Origin of the sequence: Rahnella sp. NRRL B-41462, assembly GCF_003263525.1 — a bacterium.
Taxonomy (GTDB): domain Bacteria; phylum Pseudomonadota; class Gammaproteobacteria; order Enterobacterales; family Enterobacteriaceae; genus Rahnella; species Rahnella aceris.
Map to the genome: position 1 here is coordinate 17,709 of NZ_JYDF01000100.1, position 26,941 is coordinate 44,649.

The 26,941-nt window shown below is 52.8% G+C and carries 26 protein-coding genes and 2 tRNA genes; 17 read left to right on the forward strand and 11 right to left on the reverse strand.

Annotation, left to right across the window (positions count from 1 at the left end):
* The first annotated feature begins 100 nt into the window (after window positions 1-100).
* The 8 genes from UC14_RS21315 (at window position 101) to UC14_RS21350 (ending at window position 8,140) form a co-directional block, all read left to right on the forward strand.
* On the forward strand, window positions 101-1,000 hold the full coding sequence (locus UC14_RS21315) for a Dyp-type peroxidase (protein ID WP_037036357.1): 900 nt from the start codon (window positions 101-103) through the stop codon (window positions 998-1,000).
* A 212-nt stretch (window positions 1,001-1,212) separates the two neighbouring features.
* Window positions 1,213-2,235, forward strand: coding sequence for a thiosulfate ABC transporter substrate-binding protein CysP (gene cysP / locus UC14_RS21320; RefSeq protein WP_112151264.1), 1,023 nt, complete (start codon window positions 1,213-1,215; stop codon window positions 2,233-2,235).
* The gene (cysT, locus tag UC14_RS21325) at window positions 2,235-3,065 is read left to right on the forward strand and encodes a sulfate/thiosulfate ABC transporter permease CysT (protein ID WP_013574425.1); all 831 of its coding nucleotides are present in this window, start codon (window positions 2,235-2,237) and stop codon (window positions 3,063-3,065) included. The genes cysP and cysT overlap by 1 nt, the downstream gene beginning before the upstream one ends.
* Window positions 3,065-3,940: a sulfate/thiosulfate ABC transporter permease CysW gene (gene cysW / locus UC14_RS21330; protein WP_013574426.1), complete on the forward strand. Its 876-nt coding sequence runs from the start codon at window positions 3,065-3,067 to the stop codon at window positions 3,938-3,940. Before cysT ends, cysW begins: the two co-directional genes overlap by 1 nt.
* Window positions 3,930-5,024: a sulfate/thiosulfate ABC transporter ATP-binding protein CysA gene (gene cysA, locus UC14_RS21335; RefSeq protein ID WP_013574427.1), complete on the forward strand. Its 1,095-nt coding sequence runs from the start codon at window positions 3,930-3,932 to the stop codon at window positions 5,022-5,024. The genes cysW and cysA overlap by 11 nt, the downstream gene beginning before the upstream one ends.
* Window positions 5,025-5,139: 115 nt before the next feature.
* The gene (gene cysM, locus UC14_RS21340) at window positions 5,140-6,024 is read left to right on the forward strand and encodes a cysteine synthase CysM (RefSeq protein WP_013574428.1); all 885 of its coding nucleotides are present in this window, start codon (window positions 5,140-5,142) and stop codon (window positions 6,022-6,024) included.
* A 102-nt stretch (window positions 6,025-6,126) separates the two neighbouring features.
* Window positions 6,127-6,810: a response regulator transcription factor gene (locus tag UC14_RS21345; protein ID WP_013574429.1), complete on the forward strand. Its 684-nt coding sequence runs from the start codon at window positions 6,127-6,129 to the stop codon at window positions 6,808-6,810.
* Window positions 6,791-8,140 (forward strand): ATP-binding protein, encoded by a 1,350-nt coding sequence (locus UC14_RS21350; protein ID WP_013574430.1) that lies wholly within the window; start codon window positions 6,791-6,793, stop codon window positions 8,138-8,140. The genes UC14_RS21345 and UC14_RS21350 overlap by 20 nt, the downstream gene beginning before the upstream one ends.
* Window positions 8,141-8,195: 55 nt before the next feature.
* Here the strand turns inward: UC14_RS21350 and crr are convergent, their stop codons facing one another.
* From crr to cysZ, 5 genes are all read right to left on the reverse strand, one after another.
* Entirely contained in the window at window positions 8,196-8,705 is a 510-nt protein-coding gene (gene crr / locus UC14_RS21355) for a PTS glucose transporter subunit IIA (protein ID WP_013574431.1), read from the reverse strand.
* A 48-nt stretch (window positions 8,706-8,753) separates the two neighbouring features.
* Window positions 8,754-10,481 (reverse strand): phosphoenolpyruvate-protein phosphotransferase PtsI, encoded by a 1,728-nt coding sequence (ptsI, locus tag UC14_RS21360; RefSeq protein ID WP_013574432.1) that lies wholly within the window; start codon window positions 10,479-10,481, stop codon window positions 8,754-8,756.
* Between the two features lie 50 nt (window positions 10,482-10,531).
* Window positions 10,532-10,789 carry a phosphocarrier protein Hpr gene (ptsH, locus tag UC14_RS21365; protein ID WP_013574433.1) on the reverse strand — a complete coding sequence of 86 codons (258 nt, stop codon included), beginning with the start codon at window positions 10,787-10,789 and terminating at the stop codon, window positions 10,532-10,534.
* 403 nt (window positions 10,790-11,192) lie between these two features.
* Window positions 11,193-12,158: a cysteine synthase A gene (gene cysK, locus UC14_RS21375; protein ID WP_013574434.1), complete on the reverse strand. Its 966-nt coding sequence runs from the start codon at window positions 12,156-12,158 to the stop codon at window positions 11,193-11,195.
* 210 nt (window positions 12,159-12,368) lie between these two features.
* Window positions 12,369-13,169 (reverse strand): sulfate transporter CysZ, encoded by an 801-nt coding sequence (gene cysZ, locus UC14_RS21380; protein ID WP_015689492.1) that lies wholly within the window; start codon window positions 13,167-13,169, stop codon window positions 12,369-12,371.
* 223 nt (window positions 13,170-13,392) lie between these two features.
* Between cysZ and zipA the strand changes: the two genes are divergently transcribed.
* The 3 genes from zipA (at window position 13,393) to UC14_RS21395 (ending at window position 16,730) form a co-directional block, all read left to right on the forward strand.
* Window positions 13,393-14,391: a cell division protein ZipA gene (zipA, locus tag UC14_RS21385; RefSeq protein ID WP_015689493.1), complete on the forward strand. Its 999-nt coding sequence runs from the start codon at window positions 13,393-13,395 to the stop codon at window positions 14,389-14,391.
* Between the two features lie 71 nt (window positions 14,392-14,462).
* On the forward strand, window positions 14,463-16,484 hold the full coding sequence (gene ligA, locus UC14_RS21390; RefSeq protein ID WP_112198399.1) for an NAD-dependent DNA ligase LigA: 2,022 nt from the start codon (window positions 14,463-14,465) through the stop codon (window positions 16,482-16,484).
* A gap of 3 nt (window positions 16,485-16,487) precedes the next feature.
* Window positions 16,488-16,730: a DUF3820 family protein gene (locus UC14_RS21395; protein WP_013574439.1), complete on the forward strand. Its 243-nt coding sequence runs from the start codon at window positions 16,488-16,490 to the stop codon at window positions 16,728-16,730.
* 78 nt (window positions 16,731-16,808) lie between these two features.
* Here UC14_RS21395 and UC14_RS21400 read toward each other — a convergent pair whose 3' ends face one another.
* Window positions 16,809-17,798, reverse strand: a complete 990-nt coding sequence (locus UC14_RS21400; protein ID WP_013574440.1) for a bile acid:sodium symporter family protein — start codon at window positions 17,796-17,798, stop codon at window positions 16,809-16,811.
* 98 nt (window positions 17,799-17,896) lie between these two features.
* Here UC14_RS21400 and UC14_RS21405 point away from each other — a divergent pair, with 98 nt between their 5' ends.
* Window positions 17,897-18,823, forward strand: a complete 927-nt coding sequence (locus UC14_RS21405; RefSeq protein WP_112198400.1) for a LysR family transcriptional regulator — start codon at window positions 17,897-17,899, stop codon at window positions 18,821-18,823.
* A 33-nt stretch (window positions 18,824-18,856) separates the two neighbouring features.
* On the opposite strand, the gene UC14_RS21410 is transcribed toward UC14_RS21405, so the two are convergent.
* Together UC14_RS21410 and UC14_RS21415 are read right to left on the reverse strand one after the other, a co-directional pair.
* Window positions 18,857-19,198 carry a FlxA-like family protein gene (locus tag UC14_RS21410; RefSeq protein ID WP_013574442.1) on the reverse strand — a complete coding sequence of 114 codons (342 nt, stop codon included), beginning with the start codon at window positions 19,196-19,198 and terminating at the stop codon, window positions 18,857-18,859.
* A gap of 114 nt (window positions 19,199-19,312) precedes the next feature.
* Entirely contained in the window at window positions 19,313-19,864 is a 552-nt protein-coding gene (locus UC14_RS21415) for a nucleotidyltransferase family protein (protein WP_015689495.1), read from the reverse strand.
* 286 nt (window positions 19,865-20,150) lie between these two features.
* Here UC14_RS21415 and eat point away from each other — a divergent pair, with 286 nt between their 5' ends.
* Genes eat through eutC form a run of 3 tightly spaced genes read left to right on the forward strand, consistent with a single transcriptional unit; the run spans window position 20,151 to window position 23,785 of the window.
* Entirely contained in the window at window positions 20,151-21,560 is a 1,410-nt protein-coding gene (eat, locus tag UC14_RS21420; protein WP_015689496.1) for an ethanolamine permease, read from the forward strand.
* A 21-nt stretch (window positions 21,561-21,581) separates the two neighbouring features.
* Window positions 21,582-22,964 (forward strand): ethanolamine ammonia-lyase subunit EutB, encoded by a 1,383-nt coding sequence (locus UC14_RS21425; protein ID WP_013574445.1) that lies wholly within the window; start codon window positions 21,582-21,584, stop codon window positions 22,962-22,964.
* A gap of 11 nt (window positions 22,965-22,975) precedes the next feature.
* A complete protein-coding gene (gene eutC / locus UC14_RS21430) occupies window positions 22,976-23,785 on the forward strand; it encodes an ethanolamine ammonia-lyase subunit EutC (protein ID WP_013574446.1) in 810 nt (269 codons plus the stop codon).
* Between the two features lie 65 nt (window positions 23,786-23,850).
* Here the strand turns inward: eutC and UC14_RS21435 are convergent.
* Together UC14_RS21435 and UC14_RS21440 are read right to left on the reverse strand one after the other, a co-directional pair.
* Window positions 23,851-23,926 (reverse strand) — tRNA-Lys (locus tag UC14_RS21435).
* A 7-nt stretch (window positions 23,927-23,933) separates the two neighbouring features.
* Window positions 23,934-24,009, reverse strand: a tRNA-Val gene (locus UC14_RS21440).
* Between the two features lie 263 nt (window positions 24,010-24,272).
* Between UC14_RS21440 and gltX the strand changes: the two genes are divergently transcribed.
* On the forward strand, window positions 24,273-25,691 hold the full coding sequence (gene gltX / locus UC14_RS21445; RefSeq protein WP_013574447.1) for a glutamate--tRNA ligase: 1,419 nt from the start codon (window positions 24,273-24,275) through the stop codon (window positions 25,689-25,691).
* Window positions 25,692-25,778: 87 nt separating this feature from the next.
* Here gltX and UC14_RS21450 read toward each other — a convergent pair whose 3' ends face one another.
* Window positions 25,779-26,570, reverse strand: a complete 792-nt coding sequence (locus UC14_RS21450) for a formate/nitrite transporter family protein (protein WP_013574448.1) — start codon at window positions 26,568-26,570, stop codon at window positions 25,779-25,781.
* Window positions 26,571-26,698: 128 nt separating this feature from the next.
* On the opposite strand from UC14_RS21450, the gene UC14_RS26780 reads away from it, so the two are divergent.
* Complete coding sequence (locus UC14_RS26780) at window positions 26,699-26,839, forward strand: hypothetical protein (protein ID WP_153374863.1); 141 nt, start codon at window positions 26,699-26,701, stop codon at window positions 26,837-26,839.
* The last annotated feature ends 102 nt before the right edge of the window (window positions 26,840-26,941 follow it).

Sequence of the window (26,941 nt, forward strand, 5' to 3'; positions counted from 1 at the left end):
GTTTCTCCGCTTAAAAAGCCCTCAATGCCTTGCCTTCGCGCAAGGCATTTTTATTGACATCCGGTATGATATCGCCGGTCAAATTAACGAGGATGAGAAAATGACTCAGGTTCAGAGCGGCATTTTACCCGAACATTGCCGTTTCGCGATTTACATTGAAGCGAAAGCTCAGGGTGACCTGGATGCGCTCCGGCACGGCTGCCGTGCATTTTTGGCCGTACTGGAAGACATGCAGAAAAAATTTCCCACTGAACATCTTGGTGCGGTCGTGGCCTTTGGCAACGATGTATGGCGTGATTTATCCGGAAATCAGGGTGCCGCTGAGCTGAAGTCTTTCGAGCCGCTGGGTAAAGGTCTGGCACCGGCGACGCAGCGCGATATGTTGTTGCACATTCAGTCCCTGCGTCATGACGTGAACTTCGCGCTGGCACAGGCGGCATTGAAAGCCTTCGGCAGTTCAATCACTGTCGAAGAAGAAACCCACGGGTTCCGTGCGCTGGAAGAACGTGACCTCAGCGGTTTTATCGACGGAACTGAAAACCCGAAAGCAGAAGCCCGCGCTCAGGTGGCGATTATTCCTGAAGGCAGTGTTGATGCAGGCGGCAGTTACGTGATGGTTCAGCGCTGGAAACATAATCTGGTGCAATGGGAACGCTTCTCCGTGCAGCAGCAGGAAGATGTTATCGGGCGTACAAAAGAAACCGACGAAGAGCTGGATTCAGAAACTCGCCCGGACACTTCCCACGTCAGTCGTGTTGACCTGAAAGAAGACGGCAAAGGCCTGAAAATTCTGCGCCAGAGCCTGCCTTACGGTACGGCCAGCGGTGAGCACGGTTTGTATTTCATTAGCTATTGCGCCCGTTTGTGGAACATTGAGAAACAGCTGCTGAGCATGTTTGGCGATCTTGATGGCAAACGCGATGCCATGCTGCGCTTCACCCGTCCGGTGACCGGCAGTTATTATTTCGCCCCTTCACTGACCCGACTGTTAGCGCTTTAAGTTCTTCCGGCGCGTTCCGTCGCGGACGCGCCTGCTTCTTCCCTTTTTGTTATTCCCCCATCGCTTGTTAATGCCTTATAGCTTTTCATGCTTGAAAATCACCAAATGGTATATAAAACCGTTACAGCCTGACCCTCAGTTATAAATACACTGTGTGATATTGAGCGACATATATCAGCGTCGCATATCGGTTCACTCACCTAAGGCTAAGCATGAAAACACTCGGATTTACCGGCAATGTGCTGAAAAGTTCTGTGGCGGCATTGTTGCTGGCCAGCGGGGCGGCTTCGGCAACCGAATTGCTCAACAGCTCTTATGATGTGTCCCGTGAACTTTTTGCCGCGCTGAATCCGCCATTCCAGAAACAGTGGGCTGATCAAAATAATGGCGATAAACTCGATATTAAACAGTCGCATGCCGGTTCCTCCAAGCAAGCGCTGGCGATTTTGCAGGGCCTGAAAGCAGATGTGGTGACGTATAATCAGGTGACCGATGTGCAGATTTTGCATGACCGCGGCAACCTGATCCCGGCCAACTGGCAAAGCCGTCTGCCTAATAACAGTTCGCCATTCTATTCCACCATGGCCTTCCTGGTACGTAAGGGCAATCCAAAAAACATTCACAGCTGGGACGATTTAGCACGTCCGGGCGTGAGTCTGGTGTTCCCGAATCCAAAAACCTCCGGTAATGGTCGTTATACCTATCTCGGTGCCTGGGGCGCATTCAATCTGGAAGACAATAAAAACCAGACGCAGACCCGCGAAAAGATGGCGAGTTTCCTGAAAAACGTGCAGGTATTTGATACCGGCGGTCGTGGCGCAACCACCACATTTGTCGAACGTGGACTGGGCGATGTGTTGATCAGCTTTGAATCGGAAGTGAACAACATCCGTAAGCAGTACGGTGATGATAAATATGAAGTGATTGTTCCGAAGGTGGATATTCTGGCGGAGTTCCCGGTCGCCTGGGTGGACAAAAACGTTGAGAAAAATGGCACAGAGAAAGCTGCAAAAGATTATCTGAATTATTTGTGGAGCCCGCAGGCGCAGAAAATCATCACCAGTTTTAACTACCGCGTGTATGACAAAACGGCGATGGCGGCGGCGAAAGAGCAGTTCCCGGAGACCCAACTGTTCAAAGTTGAAGAGCAGTTCGGTGGCTGGCCACAAGTGATGGAAACCCATTTCAGTACCGGCGGTGAGCTGGATAAACTGTTAGAGCAAGGTCACAAGTAATGTTGTTGTCGAGCAAACGCGTATTACCCGGATTCACCCTGAGCCTCGGCAGCAGTTTGTTGTTCGTGTGCCTGGTGCTGTTGCTGCCGCTGAGTGCACTGGTGATGCAGTTGTCACAAATGACACTGGCGCAATATTGGGATGTGATCACCAACGGTCAGGTGGTGGCGGCCTATAAAGTAACGCTGCTGGCGGCGGGCGTGGCGAGTATTTTTAACTGTTTCTTCGGCATGCTGATGGCGTGGATCCTGACCCGTTATGAATTCCCGGGTAAAAGTCTGATCGATGGTCTGATGGATTTGCCGTTTGCCCTGCCGACGGCAGTCGCCGGTTTAACGCTGGCAGGATTGTTTTCTACCACCGGTTTTTACGGTCAGTGGCTGGCGCATTTTGATATCAAAGTGGCGTACACCTGGCTTGGTATTGCGGTGGCGATGGCATTTACCAGCATCCCGTTTGTGGTGCGTACCGTGCAGCCGGTGCTGGAAGAATTAGGCCCGGAATATGAAGAAGCGGCTGAAACGCTGGGCGCTTCGCGCTGGCAGAGTTTTCGTCGCGTGGTGTTGCCGGAAGTGATGCCTTCCTTGCTGGCGGGTACGGCGTTGTCCTTCACCCGCAGCCTGGGCGAATTCGGCGCAGTGATTTTCATCGCCGGTAACATTGCCTGGAAAACCGAAGTGACCTCGCTGATGATTTTTATCCGCTTACAGGAGTTTGATTACCCGGCAGCCAGCGCTATTGCTTCGGTGATCCTCGCCGCATCGCTGCTGTTGCTGTTTGCGATTAACACCTTACAGAGCCGTTATGGCCGTCGTCTGGGAGGCCAGTAATGTCTGATATTCCGGCTTTTGCGGGCGAAAGACGTCAGCGTATTGACTGGGTGAAATGGTCGTTGATCGGCACGGGGGTGCTGATTTGTATTCTGCTGCTGGTGATCCCGATGATCAGCATTTTTGTGCTGGCGTTTTCCGACGGCATTGCAGCGGTGTGGAAGAACCTGTCGGACTCCGACATGTTGCATTCTATCTGGCTGACCGTCCTGATGGCGCTGATCACCGTGCCGGTGAACCTGATTTTCGGCACGTTGCTGGCCTGGCTGGTCGCGCGCTTTAATTTCCCGGGACGTCAGTTATTACTGACGCTGATCGACATCCCGTTTGCGGTTTCACCAGTGGTTGCCGGTTTACTGTATTTGCTGTTTTACGGCACCAACGGCCCGATTGGCGGCTGGCTGGATGCGCACAATATTCAGTTTATGTTCGCCTGGCCGGGCATGGTGATGGTGACAGTATTCGTCACCTGTCCGTTTGTCATCCGTGAGCTGGTGCCGGTGATGTTGAGTCAGGGCAGTCATGAAGATGAAGCCGCGGTGTTACTGGGTGCGTCCGGCTGGCAGATGTTCCGCCGCGTGACCCTGCCGAATATCCGCTGGGCATTACTGTATGGCGTGGTGCTGACCAACGCCCGCGCGATTGGGGAATTCGGGGCGGTATCGGTGGTGTCCGGTTCTATCCGTGGCGAAACCTACACGCTGCCATTACAAGTCGAATTACTGCATCAGGACTACAACACCGCAGGCGCGTTTACTGCCGCTGCGCTGTTAACCCTGATGGCAATTGTCACACTGTTTCTGAAAAGCGGCCTGCAATGGCGTCTGAAGCGCCACAACGACCGTCTTGAGCGGGAGGAAAGTCATGAGCATTGAAATTAACGGTATCAACAAATATTTTGGCCGCACTAAGGTGCTCAATGATATCTCGCTCGATATTGCTTCCGGAGAGATGGTGGCGTTGCTCGGGCCTTCCGGCTCAGGTAAAACCACGTTGCTGCGTATTATCGCCGGACTGGAAAATCAAAGCGCCGGACACCTGAGTTTTCACGGTAAAGACGTGACGCGCCTGCATGCCCGTGATCGTCAGGTCGGTTTCGTTTTCCAGCATTATGCACTGTTCCGCCATATGACGGTGTTCGACAACATCGCGTTTGGCCTGACGGTGCTGCCGCGCCGTGAGCGTCCGAATGCTGAAGCCATCAAACAGAAAGTCACTAAATTGCTGGAGATGGTGCAACTTGGCCATCTGGCAAACCGTTATCCGGCACAGCTTTCCGGCGGTCAGAAACAGCGTGTGGCGCTGGCCCGTGCGCTGGCGGTTGAACCGCAAATTCTGCTGCTGGATGAACCTTTTGGCGCGCTGGACGCACAGGTGCGTAAAGAGCTGCGCCGCTGGCTGCGTCAGTTGCATGAAGAACTGAAATTCACCAGCGTGTTCGTGACTCACGATCAGGAAGAAGCGATGGAAGTCGCTGACCGCGTGGTGGTCATGAGCCAGGGTAATATCGAACAGGTCGGCGCCCCGCAGGAAATCTGGCGTGAACCGGCAACCCGTTTCGTGCTGGAATTCATGGGTGAAGTTAATAAAATTCATGGCGAAATCCGGGGATCTCAGCTGTACGTCGGTGCATATCACTGGCCGCTGGATAACCCGCCCCTGCATCAGGGTGTGGTCGATTTATTCCTGCGTCCCTGGGAAATGGAAATTACGCCGCACAGTACAGCACGCTGTCCGTTGCCGGTGAAGGTGCTGGAAGTCAGCCCGCGTGGCCATTTCTGGCAGCTTATCGTGCAGGCCGAGGGCTGGCACGACGAACCGCTTTCGGTTGTGCTTTCCGAAATCCACGGTAATAGCGCACCGCAGCGCGGCGATCGTTTCTATGTCGGCGGACTGAATGGCCGCCTGTATGCTGGCGACCAGCCGTTACAACCCGTTGCGTTAGCGAAGAGTGCCTGATATTTTTTAATCAGCATTTTTCTCAGGGCGGTCATCGGGCCGCCCTTTTTATCGCCTGATACCTGTTTATGTGTTTTTTATCAGTCAATATACCTTTTTAATATAAGGCAAGCCCGTGAGTACGCTCGAACATTACATCGGCAATACCCCTCTGGTGAGATTACAGCGTCTGACGCAGGGGCTGGACAGCGAGATTTGGGTCAAGCTGGAAGGCAATAACCCCGCCGGTTCGGTTAAAGATCGCGCCGCGCTGTTTATGATTGAGCAGGCGGAAAAACGGGGCGAAATTCATCCGGGGGATACGCTGATTGAAGCCACAAGCGGCAATACCGGCATTGCGCTGGCGATGATTGCGGCGCTGAAAGGCTACAGGCTTAAATTGCTGATGCCCGAAAATATGAGCCTTGAGCGTCAGGCATCAATGCGGGCGTATGGTGCTGAACTGTTGCTGGTCAGCCGCGCGCAGGGAATGGAAGGCGCACGTGATCTCGCTCTGGAAATGGAAAAACAGGGACTGGGGAAAGTGCTGGATCAGTTTAACAATCCTGACAATCCGCTCGCACATTTTACGACGACAGGCCCTGAAATCTGGCAACAGACACACGGGCGCATCACCCATTTTGTCTCCAGCATGGGCACTACCGGCACGATAACCGGTGTCAGCCGTTATCTGCGCAGCCAGCATGCTGGCGTGAAAATTGTCGGGCTGCAACCGTCAGAAGGCAGCAGCATTCCAGGTATCCGCCGCTGGCCGGAAGAATATCTGCCGGGCATTTTCAATCCTGAACTGGTCGATGAAGTGATGGATATGGGGCAGGGCGAAGCAGAAGACACCATGCGGGCGCTGGCGCGTAGGGAAGGTATCTTCTGTGGCGTGAGTTCCGGGGGGGCGGTAGCGGGCGCTTTACGCGTCGCCAGAAATCATCCGGGTAGCGTGATTGTGGCGATTATTTGTGATCGTGGTGACCGTTATTTATCCACAGGTGTGTTTAATGTTTGATCCTATATTCATCTGTTGAATGTAAAATTAGAGTAAAAGCGGCTGCTAATGGCTGGCTTAGTGGTAAAAATGACCAAAATTTTAGCCAGGCGGAAATGAAGAATGAAAATTTTATTAGTCGATGACGATCTTGAATTAGGCACCATGCTCAGCGAATACCTGATCGCAGAAGGCTTTGATGCTTCTCTGGTGCTGACCGGTAAAGCGGGTGTGGAAGGTGCGATGTCTGGCGAATATACCGCAATGATCCTCGACATTATGCTGCCGGACATGAGCGGTATTGATGTATTGCGTCAGGTGCGTAAAAACAGCCGTCTGCCGATCATCATGCTGACCGCGAAGGGTGACAACATTGATCGTGTCATCGGTCTGGAAATGGGCGCAGATGATTACATGCCAAAGCCGTGCTATCCGCGCGAACTGGTGGCGCGTCTGCGTGCTGTGCTGCGTCGTGTGGAAGAGCAGCAGGAATCACACTCTGATAACTCCTCGGTCAACTATGGCGATCTGACGCTCAATCCGGCGACCCGCAGCAGTGAATGGCGCGGCGTGCCATTCGATCTGACGGCTTCTGAGTTCAACCTTCTGGAGTTACTGTTACGTTCTCCTGAACGCGTGGTATCGAAAGATGAGTTGTCGGAAAAAGGTCTCGGGCGTCCGCGCGAAGCTTATGACCGCAGTATTGATGTGCATATCAGTAACATCCGTCAGAAACTGGGGTCACTGGAAGGTGGCGATATTCTGACTATTGAAACGGTGCGCAGCATTGGCTATCGAATCCGCTAAACGACTGCGCGGCAGACTGTTCTGGAAAATACTGCTGGGATTCTGGTTTACTTTCGTGGCGATCACTCAGGGCCTCTGGGTGGTTTTTGCTTTCTACAATCCACATGAACCGCCGGAAAGCGGAATTGCCCGCCGGTTTGTGAAACTGCAAATTACCTCGGCTGTTTCCACGCTGCATTACGGCGGTCTGCCTGCTCTTAACGCCATGATGGCCGACTGGCCGCAAGATGACCGACAATTCTTCTCAGTGTCGCCGTCGTTGCTGCCTGCTAAAGGCAATACGATTAAGGATCTGGAACCCGGTAAAATTCCGCATGAAGTCGTGCAGTTTGTGCAGGGACCGGACGGGCAGGGTTACCGGCTGAAATATGATGTTGACGGGCTGATGCATGAATATCGCCCGAGACGTCACAGGGACTGGCTGAATATGCCGCCGCCACTGTTATGGCTGGGTGGACTGGGCGGTTTACTGTTCAGCGCCGTACTGGCATGGAACCTGACGCGGCCAATGTTGCAAATGCGTAAAGCCTTCGGACGGGTGGCGCAGGGGGATTTATCAGTCCGCCTGTTTACCAGTATGGGTAAGCGGCACGATGAGCTGTCTGAAGTGGCGCGTGATTTTGACTCTATGGCTGAACGCCTGCAGGTGCTGGTCAAAGCGCGTGAAGAGCTGTTGCATGATGTCTCGCATGAACTGCGTTCTCCGCTGGCGCGTTTGCAACTGGCAATCGGTCTGGCGCGGCAGAATCCGTCGAATGTCGAAAGCTCCCTGAGTCGCATAGAACACGAAGCGGGCAGGCTGGATAAAATGATTGGCGAACTGCTGGCGTTGTCACGTACTGAAAGCAGTGAAATCCCTGATGAAGAGTATTTCGATCTCTACGGATTGGTGGAGGCGGTCGTTAATGATGCCCGCTATGAAGCGCAGTTGCCGGGGGTCGAAATCGCGATGTACCCCGGGTCTCCGGATAATATGGATTACACCGTGAAGGGTAATGCTGAGCTGATGCGTCGTGCGGTGGATAATGTGGTGCGTAATGCCCTGCGTTTTTCGGCCCGCGGCCAAACTATCAGTGTTTCACTGGCTCAGGTTGAACAGTATTTGCAAATTGAAGTGGCCGATCAGGGGCCGGGCGTGGAAGAAGATAAGCTGTCGAGTATCTTTGACCCGTTCGTGCGCGTGAAATCGCCGCTGTCAGGCAAAGGCTACGGCCTGGGGCTTGCGATCACCCGCAAAGTGATGTTGGCGCATGAGGGGAAAGTAGATGCCCGTAACGCGCAGCCTCATGGCCTGATCATCAGCCTTCAAGTCCCGCACTGGCAAATGTGAGGCAATAAAAAACGGCGCTGATTAGGCGCCGTTTTTTTACTTCTCGCTGAGCAAATTACTTCCTGATGCGGATGATTGGGGTTTCGCCCACAGTCACGCTACCAGTCAGTTTAATCAGCTCTTTGATCTCGTCCATGTTAGAGATGACAACCGGAGTCAAAGTAGACTTCGCTTTCTCTTCCAGCAGAGCCAGATCAAACTCGATAACCAAATCGCCTTTCTTAACACGTTGACCTTCTTCAGCGATGCGTTTGAAGCCTTCGCCTTTCAGTTCAACGGTGTCGATACCGAAGTGCACGAACAACTCAATGCCACTGTCGGATTCGATTGAGAAAGCATGGTTAGTTTCGAAGATTTTACCGATAGTGCCGTCAACCGGAGCAACCATTTTGTTGCCAGATGGTTTGATAGCAATACCGTCACCAACGATTTTCTCAGCGAAAACAACGTCTGGCACATCTTCAATGTTGACAATTTCACCAGAGATTGGCGCTACGATTTCAATAGTGCCAACGTCTTTTTTATCATCAGAAACCAATGATTTCAGTTTATCGAACAAACCCATGATCTTCTCCTAAGCATTAATTTGGGCAGCTTTACCAGCATCGCGCAATTAGCAGAGTGTTTTTTCTTCAATGAACTTGTTAACCAGGTTCATCAACTCTTGCGCCGTAGGTTGGGCCAGGGCCTGGTCTGCCAGCGCTTTCACATCTTCGAAGTTTGTATTGCGAATAATTTTCTTGATGCGTGGGATAGAGATAGCGCTCATGCTGAACTCATCTAACCCCATGCCCAATAGAAGAAGTGTAGCACGTTCGTCACCGGCTAGCTCGCCGCACATCCCTGTCCATTTACCGGCAGCATGAGATGCGTCAATAACTTGTTTAATTAAACCAAGTACAGACGGAGACATTGGGTTGTACAGATGAGAAATCAGCTCGTTACCGCGATCCACCGCCAAAGTATACTGGGTAAGATCGTTTGTACCAATACTGAAGAAATCGACTTCTTTCGCCAGGTGATGCGCAATCACAGCCGCTGCGGGTGTTTCCACCATCACGCCGACTTCGATAGTCTCATCGAATGCCTGGCCTTTTTCACGAAGCTGCACTTTCAGCATTTCGAGTTCTGCTTTCAGTTCACGCACTTCTTCAACAGAAATGATCATCGGGAACATGATGCGCAGTTTACCGAACGCAGAAGCACGCAGAATACCTTTCAGCTGATCGTGAAGAATTTCTTTGCGATCCAGACAGATACGGATTGCGCGCCAGCCCAGGAACGGGTTTTCTTCTTTCGGCAGGTTCATGTACGGCAGGTCTTTGTCACCGCCGATGTCCATGGTGCGTACGATAACCGCCTGTGACCCCATCGCTTCAGCAACGGCTTTATACGCCTGGAATTGCTCTTCTTCGGTAGGCAGACTGTCACGATCCATGAACAGGAATTCTGTACGATACAGGCCGACACCTTCAGCGCCATTGCGCTCTGCACCGGCGACGTCGCGCACGGTACCGATGTTGGCACAAACTTCAACCTGATGACCATCAAGCGTGATAGCCGGCAAGTCTTTCAGTTTAGTCAGTTCGTCTTTTTCAGTGATGTACTGGTTCTGAACGGCTTTCAGCTCGTCAATAACGTCTGCTGTCGGGTTGACATAGATTTTATTGTTAACAGCATCGAGGATCAGATAGTCATCATTTTTAACTTGTTTGGTCACATCGCTGGTACCCACGATAGCAGGCAGTTCCAGGGAGCGGGCCATGATTGAGGTGTGGGAAGTACGACCACCCAAATCAGTGATAAAGCCCAGAACCTTGTTCAGGTTCAGCTGCGCTGTTTCTGATGGCGTCAGATCGGTCGCAACCAGGATAACTTCGTCCTGGATGGAGCTCAGATCAACGATGGTCATGTTCAGAATGTTGCGCAGCAGGCGTTTACCGATGTCACGCACGTCAGCCGCACGTTCTTTCAGGTATTCGTCATCAAGCTCTTCCAGGGCTTTCGCCTGGCCTTCAATGACAGAGAAAGCTGCAGCGTCAGCAGAAGCGTGCTCGTCTTTGATGAGGGCTATGATTTCCTGTTCAAGCTCTTCGTCTTCCAACAACATGATGTGGCCTTCGAAGATGGCTTCTTTCTCTTCACCGAAGGTCTCACCGGCTTTGGTCTTGATCACTTCCAGTTGAGCAGACGCTTTCGCACGGCCCGTCAGGAAACGTTCAACTTCCTGATCAACGTGATCTGGAGAGATTTTTTTCCGGTTGATGACAATTTCATCTTCTTTCAACAGAAGTGCTTTGCCGAAAGCGATACCGGGAGATACTAAAATGCCTGAAATCATAACCCTACCTTTCTCTTGACTGGTTTAAACTTTATAAGAGCGGCTGTGTATTACTCGAGCTCTGCCATCAGTTTTACCAAGTGTTCAACGGCTTTCTGCTCGTCTTCACCTTCAGCTGAGAGGGTCACAACGGTACCTTGGGTCAGGCCCAGAGTTTGCAGTTTGAAAAGGCTTTTAGCACTGGCGCTTTTACCGTTTGAAGTCACGGTGATGTCAGAAGCGAAACCTTTAGCTTCTTTCACGAACTGTGCAGCAGGGCGAGTGTGCAGACCATTAGGAGCGGTAATAGTAACTTCTTGCTGGAACATTGTTGTTTCCCCAACTTATTAAAGTAATGTTGTGGAGCTAAAGTTTAGCTTATGGCCTTCACTTTAGCCTGTAGAGATTCGCGCCTGACTATGGTTCAGGGGCAGGTTCAGATGCAACAGAAAAGAGAAAATAACGCACTCAGCGATAAAACTCTTTGCCCTGGATCCAGGCTTTTTCTGTTATTCCTCCATTATGCCGTCTTTTCCCCTCGTGTAACAAATCAGTAAATCGATTCAGCGGGGAAGACTCGTGGAAGCGATTAATTTCGAGCATCGAAATAATTGTCCGGTTAAATACTAAACCTGGCGGGTAAAATCAATGACGAAGTGGTGTAAAGTTTGACGCAGGCCACAAAAAAGCACCCCTCGAGGTGCTTTTTTGGCCGCTTTTAAGGATGTGGCATTATTGTTGCAATTCTTTTTCAGTGAATAAATCTGCAAACAATGCGGTACTCAGATAGCGTTCACCGGAAGAAGGCAGAATAACCACAATCGTTTTATCTGCAAACTCCGGTTCTTTGGATAATTTCACCGCAGCTTCAACCGCCGCACCGGAAGAAATCCCGGCCAGAATGCCTTCTTCTTCCATCAGACGGCGTGCCATCTGAATGGATTCGTCGTTGGTGATTAGCGTGACACGATCCAGCAATGCCAGATCCAGGTTACCCGGAATAAAGCCTGCGCCGATACCCTGGATTTTATGCGGGCCCGGCTTCACTTCTTCACCGTTGAGCGTCTGGGTGATAACCGGGGAGTCTGTTGGCTCAACGGCCACCAGTTTCACGCTGCTTTTTTTACTTTTCAGATAACGGCCCGTTCCGGTGATAGTCCCGCCGGTACCCACGCCTGCAATCAGCACATCCACTGCGCCATCGGTATCTTCCCAGATTTCCGGGCCGGTGGTTTGCTCGTGGATAGCCGGGTTGGCCGGGTTGCTGAACTGCTGAAGAATAAGATAGCGCTGCGGATCACTGGCCTGAATTTCTTCGGCTTTGGCAATCGCCCCTTTCATACCTTTGGCGCCTTCGGTTAACACCAGATTGGCGCCGAGCGCTTTGAGCAGCTTACGGCGTTCAACGCTCATGGTTTCCGGCATAGTCAGTGTCAGCTTGTAACCGCGCGCAGCAGCCACATAGGCCAGTGCGATACCCGTGTTACCGCTGGTAGGTTCAACCAGTTCGATATCTTTGGTCAGAATGCCTTTCTTTTCAGCATCCCAGATCATGTTGGCACCGATACGGCATTTTACGCTGAAGCTCGGGTTACGTGACTCGACCTTAGCCAGAATTCGACCATTACCGATACGGTTCAGGCGAACCAGTGGCGTGTGGCCAATTGTTAATGAATTGTCTTCATAGATCTTGCTCATAACCCGTCCTTTAACTGTATGAAATATTCACGGTGTGAAGCTTTCAACACTATGAAATTAGTGGGAATCAGGAAAGCATACGCGAACCGCTTTCCCAGTGAAGTAAGGTTTTGGTATTTGCTATATCGATACGTTATTAAGAAATAAGTTTGAGGGAGAAAAGTCAAGCATAGCAGGCAGCCGCCCGCAGGCGGCTGTGAATAAAAAACGTTATTTGCGGCTGGAATTCACGTCGATACTATTGTTATAAACATCGCTTTTAACGTAAATATTGCGATAACGATCACACCACATGGCCGTCGCGCCGCACACGGCAACCGGCAGGATCACCAGATTCAGCAACGGGATCATCGTAAACAGGCTGACCAGCGAACCAAACTGCATGTTGTCGATTTTGTTGCTGCCGAGCGAACGGCGCATATCGGCAAAGCTGACTTTGTGGTTATCGAACGGATAATCGCAATATTGAATGACGACCATCCACGCGCTGAAGAAGAACCACAGCACCGGGGCCACGGTCTGGCCGATCACCGGAATAAAGTACAGCGCGAACAGCAGCAGGGCGCGCGGCAGGTAATACGCCAGTTTCTGCCATTCACGTTTCATGATACGCGGTAAATCTTTCATGATGTCCCAGATGCCGGTATCAGGCAGCGTTTTCCCTGTCAGACGCGCTTCGAGTTGTTCGGCGAGCAATCCGCTGAAGGGGGCGGCTATCCAGTTGGCGAGGGTGCTGAAGAGATAGCTGAACACCAGCACGACAGAAAGCACCGCGACCGGCCAGATCAGATAATCCAGCCAGCTGAGCCACGACGGCACCTTGCTCATCATCGCCGGGATCCATTCACCCAGTTTGGTGAACAGCCACCAGAATGCGCCGCCCATCAACAGCACGTTGACGGCGAGGGGTAAAATCACAAAACGTCGTATCCCCGGCAAGGAAATGAGCGCCCAGCCTTGTTTGAAATAATGCACACCATTTTGTTGTCTGGTGCTGTGCGAGGAGGTCATAAACGAAATTTTCTCTCTGAGTTGAATGACATGGGCTATCATATCGGTATGATTTTCCACTGGCTAGCGGTGGATTGGCTGAAAAAACAGCAAAAAAAGGTGCAACTGCCCTATTTATTAGCAGAAAGTAGAGTCGAGACTTGCACTTATCTACGTGGGCAAATAGAGTTAATCATGTGAATGTTTGCCGTGGTGGCAATGTATTAGAACAACAGAGATAGCAATGATGCAGGATTTGCGTCTGATATTAATCGTTGTTGGCGCGATCGCCATAATAGCGTTGTTGTTACACGGTTTGTGGACCAGCCGTAAAGAACGCTCTTCGCTTTTCCGCGATCGTCCAGCTAAACGTGTGAAAAAAGAACGGGAACAATCTCCGTCCGAAGATTTTGTCGATGGAGTGGGGGAAGTGCGCGTGCGTCCTGCTTATCCTCAGGATGAACCGACTTTAGGTCAGTATGACGAGCCCGAACAGACTGCACCGCCACGTCAGCCGCAGGTTTCCCCTGCGCAGCCAGCGCCAGCATCTGTTGCTCGTCCTCAGCAACCGGCTCAGCCGCAGCAACATGCTGTGCAGGATGATCCCTTGCTGAGTGGTTATTCAGCTGCTGAACCCGTCACTGCACCGCGTCGCGAACCTGCCGCAGATTTTGCGCATCAGGAATACACGCCTGAAGCTAAACCGCACGCACCTGTTCCGCCGCAGGAAATTCATGCTGATGCCGCGCCTGCTGCGAAAGCAGAACCTCAGGCTGCACCTTTTGCTCCTGCAGAAGAAGCACCGGCTGAGAAAGCGAAACTGAAAGAGACGGTTCTGGTATTGCACGTTGCTGCGCATCAGGGCGGTGTCATCGGTGGTGAAGTGTTGCTCAACAGCGTGCTTCAGGCCGGTTTCCAGTTTGGTGCCATGAATATTTTCCATCGTCACGTCAGCCCTGCGGGCAGCGGTCCGGTGTTGTTCAGTCTGGCAAATATGGTCAAACCGGGTTCCTTCGACCCTGACAATATGTCCGATTTCTCCACCCCAGGCGTTACGTTGTTTATGATGGTACCTTGCTACGGTGATGCGCATCAGAACTTCAAACTGTTGCTGCAGTCCGCCCAGCGTATTGCCGATGATGTCGGTGCGATGGTGCTTGACGATGAGCGTCGTATGATTACGCCGCAGAAGCTCGAAACGTACAAAGCGCGGATCCGCGAGGTCCTCGAGGCGATCGCCTGAGTCCGGCGTTCGTGAAACACCCACTTCCCTGACCCCCGCTTGCCGGGGGTTTTTTATCTCCACGGTGAGTCATGGCCACTATCGAAGAACAAATCAGTCAATTACGCACTCAGTTGCGCCATCACGAATATCAGTATCACGTTCTGGATGCACCGGAAGTGCCAGATGCCGAGTATGACCGCTTAATGCGCGAATTGCGCGAGCTGGAAACCGCGCATCCTGAGCTGGTCACCGCGGATTCCCCGACGCAGCGCGTGGGGGCGGCACCGCTTTCTGCATTTGAACAGGTCAGGCATCGGGTACCGATGTTATCGCTGGACAACGTATTTGATGAAGAAAGCTATCTGGCATTTTATAAACGCGTGCAGGATCGCCTGAAAACCGCTGAAGCACTGACGTTCTGCTGCGAGCTGAAACTTGATGGTCTGGCGGTGAGCCTGTTGTATGAAAATGGCGAACTGGTGCAGGCTGCCACGCGTGGCGATGGCACGACCGGTGAGAACATCACCGCGAACGTACGCACCATCCGCGCGATTCCTCTGCGTCTGCATGGCGGCAACATTCCTGAGCGCCTTGAAGTGCGTGGTGAGGTGTTTATGCCACAAGCGGGCTTTGAAGCGATGAACGACGAAGCGCGTCGTACGGGAGGGAAAGTGTTCGCTAACCCGCGTAATGCCGCCGCCGGTTCGTTACGTCAGCTCGATCCGCGTATCACCGCCAAACGTCCGCTGACCTTCTTCTGCTACGGCGTTGGCCTGCTGGAAGGGGGTGAACTGCCGCGCAGCCACTTCGCCCGCCTGCAACAGTTTAAAGCCTGGGGTTTACCGGTCAGTGATCGCGTCCGCCTGTGTACCGGCAGCGAAGAAGTGCTGGCGTTTTACCGTCAGGTTGAAGCCGACCGTCCGTCACTGGGCTTTGATATTGACGGCGTGGTAGTGAAAATTGACTCGCTGGATATTCAGGAAACGCTGGGCTTTGTGGCACGTGCGCCGCGCTGGGCAACAGCCTTCAAATTCCCGGCGCAGGAACAAATCACGCTGGTGAAAGACGTCGAGTTTCAGGTAGGGCGTACTGGTGCGATCACGCCGGTCGCACGTCTGGAGCCGGTTCTGGTTGCGGGCGTGATGGTCAGCAATGCCACGCTGCATAACGCAGATGAAATCGAACGTCTTGGGCTGCGTATCGGCGATACCGTGATTGTCCGTCGTGCCGGAGATGTTATCCCGCAGGTGGTGGGCGTGGTGCTGGATGAGCGTCCTGAAGATGCCCGCGAAGTGGTTTTCCCGACGCATTGCCCGGTCTGTCATTCTGATGTTGAACGTGTCGAAGGCGAAGCCGTGGCGCGTTGTACGGCGGGTCTGATTTGTGGTGCACAGCGTAAAGAAGCGCTGAAGCATTTCGTCTCCCGCCGGGCGCTGGACGTTGACGGCATGGGCGACAAAATCATCGATCAGTTGGTCGAGAAAGAATATGTCAAAACGCCGGCAGATCTGTTCCGTCTGACGGCGGGCAAACTTACCGGTCTGGACCGCATGGGACCGAAATCGGCGCAGAACGTGGTCAGTGCGCTGGAAAAAGCCAAAGAAACCACGCTGGCGAGATTCCTGTATGCGCTGGGCATTCGTGAAGTGGGCGAAGCCACGGCGGCTAACCTTGCCGCGCATTACGGCTCGGTTGAGGCGCTTAAAGCGGCAGATATTGAATCGCTGAAAGGCGTTCAGGATGTGGGTGATGTCGTGGCGAAACACGTGGTGAATTTCCTGTCGGAAGAACATAACCAGCAGGTCATCGACGAGTTGTTAAGCCCTGAAATCAATATTCACTGGCCGGAAGTGCAGGTCATTGTACCGGAAGAAATCGACAGTCCGTTTGCCGGCAAAACTGTGGTACTGACCGGTTCGCTGTCGATTCTTTCCCGCGATGACGCCAAAGATCGTCTGACTGCGCTGGGCGCGAAAGTCTCCGGCAGCGTGTCGAAGAAAACCGATCTGGTGATTGCCGGTGAAGCGGCGGGTTCCAAGCTGGCGAAAGCGCAGGAACTGGGCATTGAGGTGATCGACGAGGCGGAAATGATCCGTCTGCTGGGTGAATAAATCATGGAAAAAGAAGATCTGATCCAGATAGCCAATAGGGTGATGCCGTTCGGAAAATACGCCGGACGGGTGCTGATCGACTTGCCGGAAGAATATTTGCTGTGGTTCGCCCGCAAAGATGAATTTCCGCAAGGAAAACTGGGTGAACTGATGCAGCTGACGCTGACGATTAAAAGCGAAGGGCTGCAAAACCTGATCAATCCGCTGCGCCGCAATGGTCCGGGACTCGATGGCACCGACGAGTAAACGCTGTTGAGAACGGGTCAACTCATAAAACAAAGGCGCTGAATTCAGCGCCTTTTTTCTGCCTGCTATTTAGCCAGCTTATTCAGTAACAGGCGCGTGTTTCAGCGCCGCTTCCTGTTGTTTTTTCTGATAACGTTTTGCCAGCACCGCGCAGGTCATCAACTGTACCTGATGAAAAATCATCAGCGGCAGCACCATCATGCCAATCGCGCTGACCGGGAACAGAATGTTCGCCATCGGAATACCGTTCGCCAGGCTTTTCTTCGAGCCGCAGAACACGATGGTAATTTCATCGGGTTTGCTAAAGCCCATCCAGCGCGCCATATAGGTATTGATCACCAGGATAAAGGCCAGCAGCACCAGACTGAACACCACGATAAACAGCAGTGAACCGATGCCGACCTGATGCCAGATCCCCTGCGTCACGGCTTCGCTGAAAGCGGAATACACCACCAGCAAAATCGATGTCTGGTCGGTTTTGCCGATCATTTTACGGTGACGTTCGACAAAGCCGCCAATCAGCGGACGGAGTAAATGCCCGGCGACAAACGGCACCAGCAGTTGCAGAACAATATGCCAGACCTGTTCTAAACCATTCCCCGTTTCCCCCTGCACATGCATCAGCAGGCTGACCAGCAACGGCGAAACAAAAATCCCCAGCAGACTTGATGCGGAGGCGCTGCACACCGCTGCCGCTACGTTCCCGCCAGCCAGTGAGGTAAACGCAATCGCCGACTGCACAGTCGCAGGCAAAATACACAGATAGACAAAGCCGCTGTAAATTTGCGGACTGACGTCTACCGGATGCCACCACTGGAAAAGCAGCCCGAGGATCGGGAATAAAATGAAGGTACTGAACATCACCCACAAATGCAGACGCCAGTTATTGCTGCCCTGAAAAATAGCTTCGCGCGAGAGTTTTGCGCCATGCATGAAAAACAGCAGGCCGATGGCGAAAATGGTCAGATTATTGAAGAAAGCCACAAATATGCCGCTGGCCGGGAAGAACGTCGCCAGCAAAACCGTAGCGATGAGTGTCAGGGTAAAGCGATCGGGTAAGAAGCGCATAACAAGTCTCGGATTTGTTGTTTCTGAATGCGGCTATTCTGAGTCTTTGCGATACAATTAAAAAATTGATTTATTTAATCCATTAATGCAGAAAATTCATGAATTATTCGCTCAGGCAACTTCGCGTATTTGTGACCGTTTCACGCTACGGCAGCTTCAGCCGGGCTGGTGAGTCCATTGGTTTAAGCCAGTCGGCTGTCAGCCATAGTATGAAAGAGCTGGAAGCCGAAATGGGCGTGCGGTTGCTGGACCGCACAACGCGCGAAGTCGTGCTCACTGATGCCGGTCTGCGTCTGGCGAATCGTGTCGAGCCGTTGCTCGACGAACTCCACGCCATGCTGCTCGACACCCGCAGCTTCGGCACGCAGCATAATGGTCGGGTGCGTATTGCCTCTAGCCAGACGATTTCGGCGCAACTGATGCCGCAATGTATCTCCAGCGGCGAGCGGCAGTATCCGGACATTCGTATTTTGTTGCGCGATCAGGCGCAGCAACTGGTGCTTAACAGCGTCAGAAATGCGGAAGTGGATTTCGGTATTGTGATTGATCCGGGTGAAAACACAGATCTGGACTGCGAGCCGATTCTGCATGAGCCGTTTTTGCTGATGTGCCGTGAGGATCATCCGCTGGCGGCGCTGCCGGAGGTTGAATGGCAGGCACTGAACGGCCAAAAACTGGTGCTGCAGGATTACGCATCAGGAAGCCGGATCCTGATCGACGGCGCACTGAAAGCGCAGAAAGTGAAAGCGGAGATTACTCAGGAAATCGGCCATCCAGCCACGTTATTCCCGATGGTGGAAGCCGGAATTGGTATCAGTGTTATCCCGGCGCTGGCGTTGCCCATGCCGGAAGGGAGCCGTCTGGTGGTCAGAAGCCTGGTGCCGGAAATCAACCGGGTGCTGATGCTGGTCAGACGTAAAAACCGGTCGTTATCACCCGCTGCACAGGCCATCTGGCAGGTGGTGAAAGAGCAGGCGAATTTATTGCGGGAAAAACGCAGCCAGCAGGGAATGTACAACCACTGATACCTTGCCGGCTGTTTCAGGCTTTGACCGGGGTTATACGTAGATATCGACTGCGTTGGTTTCTGAAGGCTTATTCACGCCTTCGTCTTTCTTCATTTCAGCGTCAGCTTGTTGTTGCTGCTGTTGCTGAAGTGCTTTCTGAGCCTGCTGCTGTTGAATCTGCGCGATCTGCTGTTGCAGCATTTCGATTTGCTGCTGCAGGAGTTCTTGCTGTTGCTTAACTTCGTCAGTATCGCCGCCTGAATTGCCCACGTTTTTGAGCTGCTCAGTCAGTTTGGTAATCTGCTTAGTCAGCTTTGCTATCTGGCTGGCACTGCCTGAGTCGCTGGTGGACGCAGAGCTTACCGAACTGCTGGTCGCGCTGATAGTCGTCATAAAAAGCCTCATTGAGTAAGAATAAAATTTTGCACGTAAAGGTGCTTAAGCTATATCGGCAAAAATCAGCGAGGCTTTACAGGCTTTGCCTATTCCTTACGGTATTTATGGCTTTCATTCGGTTAACGCTTTCACTCTGAGCTTCGGCCACCGGGTCAGCCAGCTTTTGCTGCTGATCCGCTCGGCAAAAACTGCGGGGATCGCATGCCGCGGGTTTGGCGTAATACTGAAAGCAAACAAAGCATCCAGTCCCAGCGGCGCATTCAGCTCAATTTGCCCGTCAGCATTCATTCTTGCGCCGATAGCGGTTTCCATTTCCACCCAGTAGCTCATCGCCTCGGCGCTGGAGGCATAGGGCGCATGGCCGTGGCGCTCATGCATGCGGGCCTGATTTTTCACAGACCAGGGAAGGTCGGGCGATTGCGCTTTCAGGCGATGTTCATAGCGCTGGTCAGCTTCCGGCGAGCAATCCAGCGGATTGAAATACACCACGTCGATATCATTGAGTGCTGTGGCCTGCGCATATCCGTGTAGCCGGTCCCAGACCAGATTGCGGACAAAGCCCGCCGCCAGCCAGGCATCGTTAAGATTTTGCGTGCGTGCCTGCGTCAGTGCCAGCAAATGAAGCGGTTCCTCTCTGAGCCAGGTGATGATTTGCTGTTCCATTGTTGCCACGTGATGTTCTCCTTTTATCCGACGTCAGCGTTCTGAGAAGCCAAAGTGTAGCGCCCTTTTGTGACGCTTATCCAACGCACCATTTCGGATATGCGGCTTACGGCGGCGCGCTAAAATGTAGCAAGCCTCCCCTGAATACGGCTACAGGCCGCGCCTGCTGAGGGTTTCTTAAGTGGTACAGCCTTTGCAACATCCATCCTTTGCAACACAAATAAGAGCAAGGCTGTCGCAGTTCTTTTCAACAAAAATTGAATTATCACCGGGCAGGGGATCATTTATGCAAACCACGAAAGTCACACCTGTTTTAAAACGTACACTGGGGAGTTTTAAACTTTGGGGCATTGCCGTCGGGCTGGTTATCTCCGGCGAATATTTTGGCTGGAGTTACGGCTGGGCGCAGGCAGGCACACTGGGCTTTCTTATCACTGCTCTGGTGATAGCGGCTATGTATTGCGCCTTTATTTTCAGCTTTACCGAACTCACTACGTCGATTCCGCACGCGGGCGGTCCTTTTGCTTACGCTTACCGTGCGTTCGGGCCAACGGGCGGATTTGTCGCGGGTTTCGCAACGCTGGTGGAATTTGTTTTTGCGCCGCCCGCTATCGCGATGGCGATCGGAGCGTATCTCAATGTGCAGTTCCCGTCGATTGAGCCGAAATGGGTGGCTGTTGGCGCGTATCTGGTATTTATGGCGCTCAATATTCTCGGCGTCAGTATCGCCGCCACCTTTGAACTGCTGGTCACGTTGCTGGCAATTTTTGAATTGCTGGTCTTTATGGGCGTGGTGGCGCCGGGCTTTGAAATGTCGAACTTTGTTCACGGTGGATGGGCGGGCAGCGACACTTTCAGTCCCGCAGCCTTTTCCGGTATTTTTGCAGCCATTCCTTTTGCCATCTGGTTTTTCCTGGCGATAGAAGGTGCCTCAATGGCCGCTGAAGAGGCGAAAGATCCGCAGCGTACCATTCCGAAAGCTTTTATCGGCGGCATTCTGACTCTGACCGTTCTGGCGCTCGGCGTGATGTTGTTTGCCGGTGGTGTGGGCGACTGGACCAAGCTGTCGAATATCAACGACCCGTTACCGCAGGCCATGAAACTGATTGTCGGCAGCAACAGTGGCTGGCTGCACATGCTGGTCTGGCTGGGGCTTTTTGGCCTGATTGCCTCTTTCCACGGCATTATCATGGGGTATTCCCGTCAGATCTTCGCGCTGGCCCGGGCAGGTTATTTGCCTAAACGGCTTGCCAGCGTCAACGCCCGTTTCCAGACACCGCATCTTGGTATTATCGCGGGGGGCGTTGTTGGCATCGCGGCTATTTTCTCGGATTCACTGATCGTGATTGGCGGCCAGCCACTGACGGCCAATATCGTGACAATGTCGGTCTTTGGCGCCATTGTGATGTACATCATTTCGATGGCTGCATTGTTTAAACTCCGCCGCAGCGAACCGAATTTAATCCGTCCGTTCCGTGCGCCGCTCTATCCTTTTGCACCTGCTCTGGCGCTGGTGCTGGCAGTCGTCTGTCTGATCGCTATGATTTACTACAACACCTTACTGTTTTTGATCTTCGCCGCCATGATGTTGCTGGCGTATGCCTGGTTCCGTATCACCCATCAGTCGCGCACTGATGCTGCGGAAGATCCGCAATTACGTGGCCTGCGCCCGGTTCCCGCTAAAAGCAGCAAATAATCCGGCGCGCTAAGGAGTGTTATGTTTCAGACGACATTAAGTCACCGAAGGTATCAGTTTAAGGATTTACGCGAACTGATGGCAAAGGCGTCGCCCGCACGGTCGGGCGACTATCTGGCTGAAGTGGCTGCCGCCAGCGCTGAAGAGCGCATGGCGGCAAAAATGGCACTGGCTGATGTGCCGCTCAAAACCTTCCTGCAACAATTGCTGGTGCCGTATGAGGACGATGAGGTCACGCGGTTGATTGTCGATACTCATGATGTCGCGGCGTTTGCCGCGATTTCGCATCTCACCGTCGGGGATTTCCGCGACTGGTTGTTGAGTGAAAAAACCGACAGCGTTGTGTTGGCAGCCGTCGCCCGCGGGATCACGCCCGAAATGGCGGCTGCCGTCAGCAAACTGATGCGCAATCAGGATCTGATCCTGGTGGCTAAAAAATGCCGGGTGATTACTCAATTCCGCAATACTATCGGGCTGCCGGGGCACATGAGCGTGCGCCTGCAACCGAACCATCCGACCGATAATTTACAGGGCATTGCTGCCAGTATGCTCGACGGTTTGTTATATGGCTCCGGCGACGCGGTGATTGGCATTAATCCTGCCAGCGACAGCTTACCGCTGCTGGAAAACCTCAATTACATGCTTGATGACATCATTACGCGCTTTGAAATTCCCACGCAGTCCTGTGTTCTGACGCATGTCACTAACACCATCAAACTGGTGGAGCGCGGCGCACCGGTTGATCTGGTGTTTCAGTCGATAGCGGGAACTGAAGCGGCGAACAGCGGGTTTGGTATCAATCTGGCGCTGCTGGAGGAAGCGCAACAGGCGGCGCTCAGTCTTAAGCGTGGCACGCTCGGCGACAATGTGATGTATTTCGAAACCGGGCAGGGCAGTTGTTTATCTGCCAATGCGCATTTTGGGGTCGATCAGCAAACCTGTGAGGCGCGTGCGTACGCCATCGCCCGCCATTTTTCACCGCTGCTGATTAACACCGTGGTGGGTTTTATCGGCCCGGAGTATTTGTATGACGGTAAACAAATTATCCGTGCGGGTCTGGAAGACCATTTCTGCGGCAAACTGCTGGGCGTGCCGCTGGGCTGCGATGTCTGTTATACCAATCATGCAGAAGCCGATCAGGATGATATGGATACCTTGCTGACGCTGCTCGGCACTGCCGGGCTGACGTTCCTGATTGGCGTACCGGGCGCGGATGACATCATGCTCAATTATCAGAGCACTTCTTTCCATGACGCGTTATACATCCGTGAATTACTCGGGCTGAAACATGCGCCGGAATTTGCCGTATGGCTGGAGAAAATGAAAATTATCGATCCGCAGGGCGTCTTGCAGGATACCCGGGCGTCCCATCCGTTACTGCGTCAGTTGCCGCAACTGAGCTGAGGTCTGTGCTGATGAATAAAGAAAAAGAGCAGGGATTATCGCCGCTGGTGCATAGCAACCCGTGGGAAACTCTGCGTCAGTTTACGGCCGCACGTATCGCGCTGGGACGTACCGGTTCGAGTCTGCCCACCGATGAGCTGCTGCGATTTGGTTTAGCCCATGCGCAGGCGCGTGATGCCGTGCATCAGCCCTTTGACAGCCAGAAGCTCGAACCCGAACTTTACGCGCTGGGGCTGGAAACGCTGACCGTTGCCAGCGCTGCACCGGACAGGGCGACCTATCTGTGTCGTCCTGATCTTGGCCGCAAGTTGTCAGAAAGCAGCCGTCAGGCCTTGCTGCGTCTGGCGCCGGAGCCTGCCGACGTGGTGCTGGTCATCGCTGACGGTTTGTCATCGAAAGCCGTGCACCGGCAGGCCGTACCGCTGATTGCGGCGTTATTGCCCTATCTGCGCACGCTGGAGCTGAAAATCGGGCCTGTGGTGCTGGCGCATCAGTCGCGGGTGGCACTGGGCGATGATATTGCGCAGGTGATGAAAGCGAAGGCGGTAGCGATTTTGATCGGAGAACGTCCGGGATTGTCATCTCCCGACAGTTTAGGCATTTACATGACCTGGGGGCCCCATACCAAAAGACTGGAATCGGAACGAAATTGTATTTCCAATGTGCGGCCGGAAGGGCTGAATTATCCGCAGGCGGCTTTTAAACTCGCCTGGCTGCTCGAACAATCTTTCCATCGCCAGTTGTCGGGCGTCAATCTGAAAGATGAAAGCGATAATCCGGCGCTACACAATAAGGTCGTGCCGATGTTTAAACTGGAGTAGGAGAAGGGAAAAAATTACCGGAGTACAGAAACGAAAAAAGCGCCTATAGGCGCTTTTCTCTGAATTGGTGGGCCGTGCTGGATTCGAACCAGCGACCAATTGATTAAAAGTCAACTGCTCTACCAACTGAGCTAACGGCCCGCAGAAGTGGTGGGCGATGACGGGCTCGAACCGCCGACCCCCTCCGTGTAAAGGAGATGCTCTACCAACTGAGCTAATCGCCCCCGTCGTGATGGAGTCGCATTATAGGGATACTTGAAATTACGTCAACGCTTTTTAAAAACAAAAATGTTCATTCGGCTTATTTTTAGTCAACCTGACGTGTTTCTCGCCCGCGTAGTCGATTCTTTACGCATTCATGGCCTTAAACCACGTGACTGCCCCTGGTTGTGCGTTGAGGAATCAGGGCAGAGTGGTAGAATGTCAGCCACTTTTTGTTAATTGATAGCGACGTTTTTTGGCGTTGCGTGATTAAGGTTGCACCCAGATGAAAATCAAAACCCGTTTTGCCCCAAGCCCGACCGGCTATCTGCACGTCGGTGGCGCCCGTACCGCGCTCTATTCCTGGCTCTTTGCCCGCAACCTTGGCGGTGAGTTTGTGCTGCGTATCGAAGACACCGATCTCGAACGTTCCACTCAGGCAGCTATCGACGCGATTATGGATGGCATGAACTGGCTGAATCTGGACTGGGATGAAGGCCCGTATTTCCAGACCAAGCGTTTTGACCGTTATAACGCGGTGATTGATGAGATGCTGGAAAACGGCACGGCTTATAAATGCTATTGCTCTAAAGAACGTCTGGAAGCGCTGCGTGAAGAACAAATGGCAAATAACGAGAAGCCTCGTTATGACGGCCGCTGCCGCGACAGCCACGAACATCACGCTGCTGATGAGCCGTGTGTGGTGCGTTTTCGTAACCCGCAGGAAGGTTCTGTCATCTTTGACGATCAGATCCGCGGACCGATCGAATTCAGTAATGACGAGCTGGATGATCTGATCATCCGCCGTACCGACGGTTCACCGACCTATAATTTCTGTGTCGTTGTCGATGACTGGGATATGGAAATCACCCACGTTATCCGTGGCGAAGACCATATCAACAATACGCCGCGTCAGATAAACATCCTGAAAGCGCTGGGCGCGCCGGTACCGGTTTACGCGCACGTTTCTATGATTCTGGGTGACGACGGTAAAAAACTGTCCAAACGCCACGGTGCGGTCGGCGTGATGCAATACCGTGATGACGGTTATCTGCCGGAAGCGCTGCTGAACTATCTGGTGCGTCTGGGCTGGTCTCATGGCGATCAGGAAATTTTCAGCCGCGACGAGATGAAAGCGCTGTTCTCACTGGAAAACGTCAGCAAATCTGCCAGTGCGTTTAACACTGAAAAACTGCAATGGCTGAACCATCACTACATTAACACGATGGATCCGCATTACGTGGCGACCCATCTGCTGTGGCATGTTGAGCAGGCGGGTATCGAAACCCGTAACGGTCCGCAGCTGTTTGAAATCGTGACCCTGTTGGGCGAACGTTGCAAGACGCTGAAAGAGATGGCGGAGTCCTGCCGTTACTTCTACGAAGATTTTGCAGAGTTTGATGCCGATGCGGCGAAGAAACACTTACGCCCGGTTGCACGTCAGCCGCTGGAAGTGGTTCGCGCCAAACTGGCTGCTATCACTGACTGGACCGCTGAAAACATTCACCATGCGATTCAGGGCACGGCGGATGAGCTGGAAGTAGGGATGGGTAAAGTTGGTATGCCACTGCGCGTTGCGGTAACGGGCGCAGGCCAGTCACCAGGTGTTGATGTCACCGTTCACGCTATCGGCCAGAGCCGTGTGCTGGCGCGTATCGATATGGCGTTAGCCTTTATTGCTGAGCGCGAAACACAAGCACAGTAATGGCGGTTAAATAGCGATAAAAAAGCCAGCGCGGGAAACCGGCTGGCTTTTTCTTTTCGTAAAACCCGGGTGTGAAAAACGTCTTAATTAACGTTGTTCAGTTGCCGGTGTTTCAACGGTCGGGCGGTAGGCCAGGAAATACATCAGGCCAACGAAGCCCGCACCACCTACGGCGTTACCGAGGAACACGGCCACGAAGTTAGGCAGGTATTCTGACCAGCTCAGCGCACCGGCAAAGATTGCCGCAGGCACGATAAACATATTTGCTACCACGTGCTGGAAGCCGATGGCCACGAACGCCATAACCGGGAACCACATGCCGATCACTTTGCCGCCAACTTCTTTGCTGGCGAAGGCCAGCCAGATTGCCAGACACACCAGCCAGTTACAGCCGATACCGGAAATGAACGCATGCATGAAGTCTGCGTTGACCTTCGCGGTGGCGGTTGCCACCGTTTTGCTCAGGAAAGCGCCTTCCGTCAGCCCCAGAACGTGGCCGAAGAAATAGGCCACTGCCAGGCTGCCCAGCAGGTTAGCGACAGTGACCCAGAACCAGTTACGCAGCACCGCGTAAAGGCTGATCTGACGCGCGAACCAGGCGATAGGTAAGGTCATCATATTACCGGTCAGCAGTTCTCCCCCTGCTAACACGGTCAGAATGATGCCTACCGGGAAGACGGCAGCGCCAAGCAAGTTACTGAATGAACCCCAGGATGCAGGTAATGTCCCTATTACATGCAGATCCAGAAGGAAACCGGTGGCGATGAATGCGCCAGCCAGAAAGCCCAAAATTAACAAATTCAACACGGTGGCGCGGCTTTTATTAACGCCCGCTGTGACGGCGATGGATGCGATTTCTTTAGGTGAATACAAGGACATGGGAGTGCTCGAATGGTGTAAGTTATGATTATTGCGCGAGAAGTCTATTCTGAGATTTATCTCAAAACAAGGCGATTATCATAGTCTGCTAACATTTTATTAATCATTCGGACATAGATGTTAAGGAAATGCGTAAGCAGATCAGAAAGCTAGGAAAAATGCGGGCTGGCGGACAAATTGTAAAACAAAGCGTCTGTCTGAAAATTTCCCTGATGGCAGAGGATTTTTCCCTGTGGAATGGGGGATTTGGCGGCTTTTTCAGCGCTTGAATTGAGAAACGGATTTAGCCGTTGACAGGGGTAGCGACGTTTCATATTATGCGCCCCGTTCACCCGTTTTTACGGGCATGAATTGGGGGTATAGCTCAGCTG

Excerpts from the sequence above, each read along its gene's own strand:
- cysZ (WP_015689492.1), bottom strand. The coding sequence starts at position 13,169 with ATGACCTCCTCGCACAGCACCAGACAACAAAATGGTGTGCATTATTTC.
- UC14_RS26780 (WP_153374863.1), top strand. The coding sequence starts at position 26,699 with ATGCGTAAGCAGATCAGAAAGCTAGGAAAAATGCGGGCTGGCGGACAA.
- UC14_RS21405 (WP_112198400.1), top strand. The coding sequence starts at position 17,897 with ATGAATTATTCGCTCAGGCAACTTCGCGTATTTGTGACCGTTTCACGC.
- ligA (WP_112198399.1), top strand. The coding sequence starts at position 14,463 with ATGGCCACTATCGAAGAACAAATCAGTCAATTACGCACTCAGTTGCGC.
- UC14_RS21415 (WP_015689495.1), bottom strand. The coding sequence starts at position 19,864 with ATGGAACAGCAAATCATCACCTGGCTCAGAGAGGAACCGCTTCATTTG.
- UC14_RS21425 (WP_013574445.1), top strand. The coding sequence starts at position 21,582 with ATGTTTCAGACGACATTAAGTCACCGAAGGTATCAGTTTAAGGATTTA.
- UC14_RS21315 (WP_037036357.1), top strand. The coding sequence starts at position 101 with ATGACTCAGGTTCAGAGCGGCATTTTACCCGAACATTGCCGTTTCGCG.
- UC14_RS21395 (WP_013574439.1), top strand. The coding sequence starts at position 16,488 with ATGGAAAAAGAAGATCTGATCCAGATAGCCAATAGGGTGATGCCGTTC.
- zipA (WP_015689493.1), top strand. The coding sequence starts at position 13,393 with ATGATGCAGGATTTGCGTCTGATATTAATCGTTGTTGGCGCGATCGCC.
- ptsH (WP_013574433.1), bottom strand. The coding sequence starts at position 10,789 with ATGTTCCAGCAAGAAGTTACTATTACCGCTCCTAATGGTCTGCACACT.
- eutC (WP_013574446.1), top strand. The coding sequence starts at position 22,976 with ATGAATAAAGAAAAAGAGCAGGGATTATCGCCGCTGGTGCATAGCAAC.
- crr (WP_013574431.1), bottom strand. The coding sequence starts at position 8,705 with ATGGGTTTGTTCGATAAACTGAAATCATTGGTTTCTGATGATAAAAAA.
- UC14_RS21345 (WP_013574429.1), top strand. The coding sequence starts at position 6,127 with ATGAAAATTTTATTAGTCGATGACGATCTTGAATTAGGCACCATGCTC.
- cysP (WP_112151264.1), top strand. The coding sequence starts at position 1,213 with ATGAAAACACTCGGATTTACCGGCAATGTGCTGAAAAGTTCTGTGGCG.
- ptsI (WP_013574432.1), bottom strand. The coding sequence starts at position 10,481 with ATGATTTCAGGCATTTTAGTATCTCCCGGTATCGCTTTCGGCAAAGCA.
- cysT (WP_013574425.1), top strand. The coding sequence starts at position 2,235 with ATGTTGTTGTCGAGCAAACGCGTATTACCCGGATTCACCCTGAGCCTC.
- UC14_RS21400 (WP_013574440.1), bottom strand. The coding sequence starts at position 17,798 with ATGCGCTTCTTACCCGATCGCTTTACCCTGACACTCATCGCTACGGTT.
- cysK (WP_013574434.1), bottom strand. The coding sequence starts at position 12,158 with ATGAGCAAGATCTATGAAGACAATTCATTAACAATTGGCCACACGCCA.
- gltX (WP_013574447.1), top strand. The coding sequence starts at position 24,273 with ATGAAAATCAAAACCCGTTTTGCCCCAAGCCCGACCGGCTATCTGCAC.
- UC14_RS21450 (WP_013574448.1), bottom strand. The coding sequence starts at position 26,570 with ATGTCCTTGTATTCACCTAAAGAAATCGCATCCATCGCCGTCACAGCG.
- UC14_RS21410 (WP_013574442.1), bottom strand. The coding sequence starts at position 19,198 with ATGACGACTATCAGCGCGACCAGCAGTTCGGTAAGCTCTGCGTCCACC.
- eat (WP_015689496.1), top strand. The coding sequence starts at position 20,151 with ATGCAAACCACGAAAGTCACACCTGTTTTAAAACGTACACTGGGGAGT.
- cysA (WP_013574427.1), top strand. The coding sequence starts at position 3,930 with ATGAGCATTGAAATTAACGGTATCAACAAATATTTTGGCCGCACTAAG.
- cysW (WP_013574426.1), top strand. The coding sequence starts at position 3,065 with ATGTCTGATATTCCGGCTTTTGCGGGCGAAAGACGTCAGCGTATTGAC.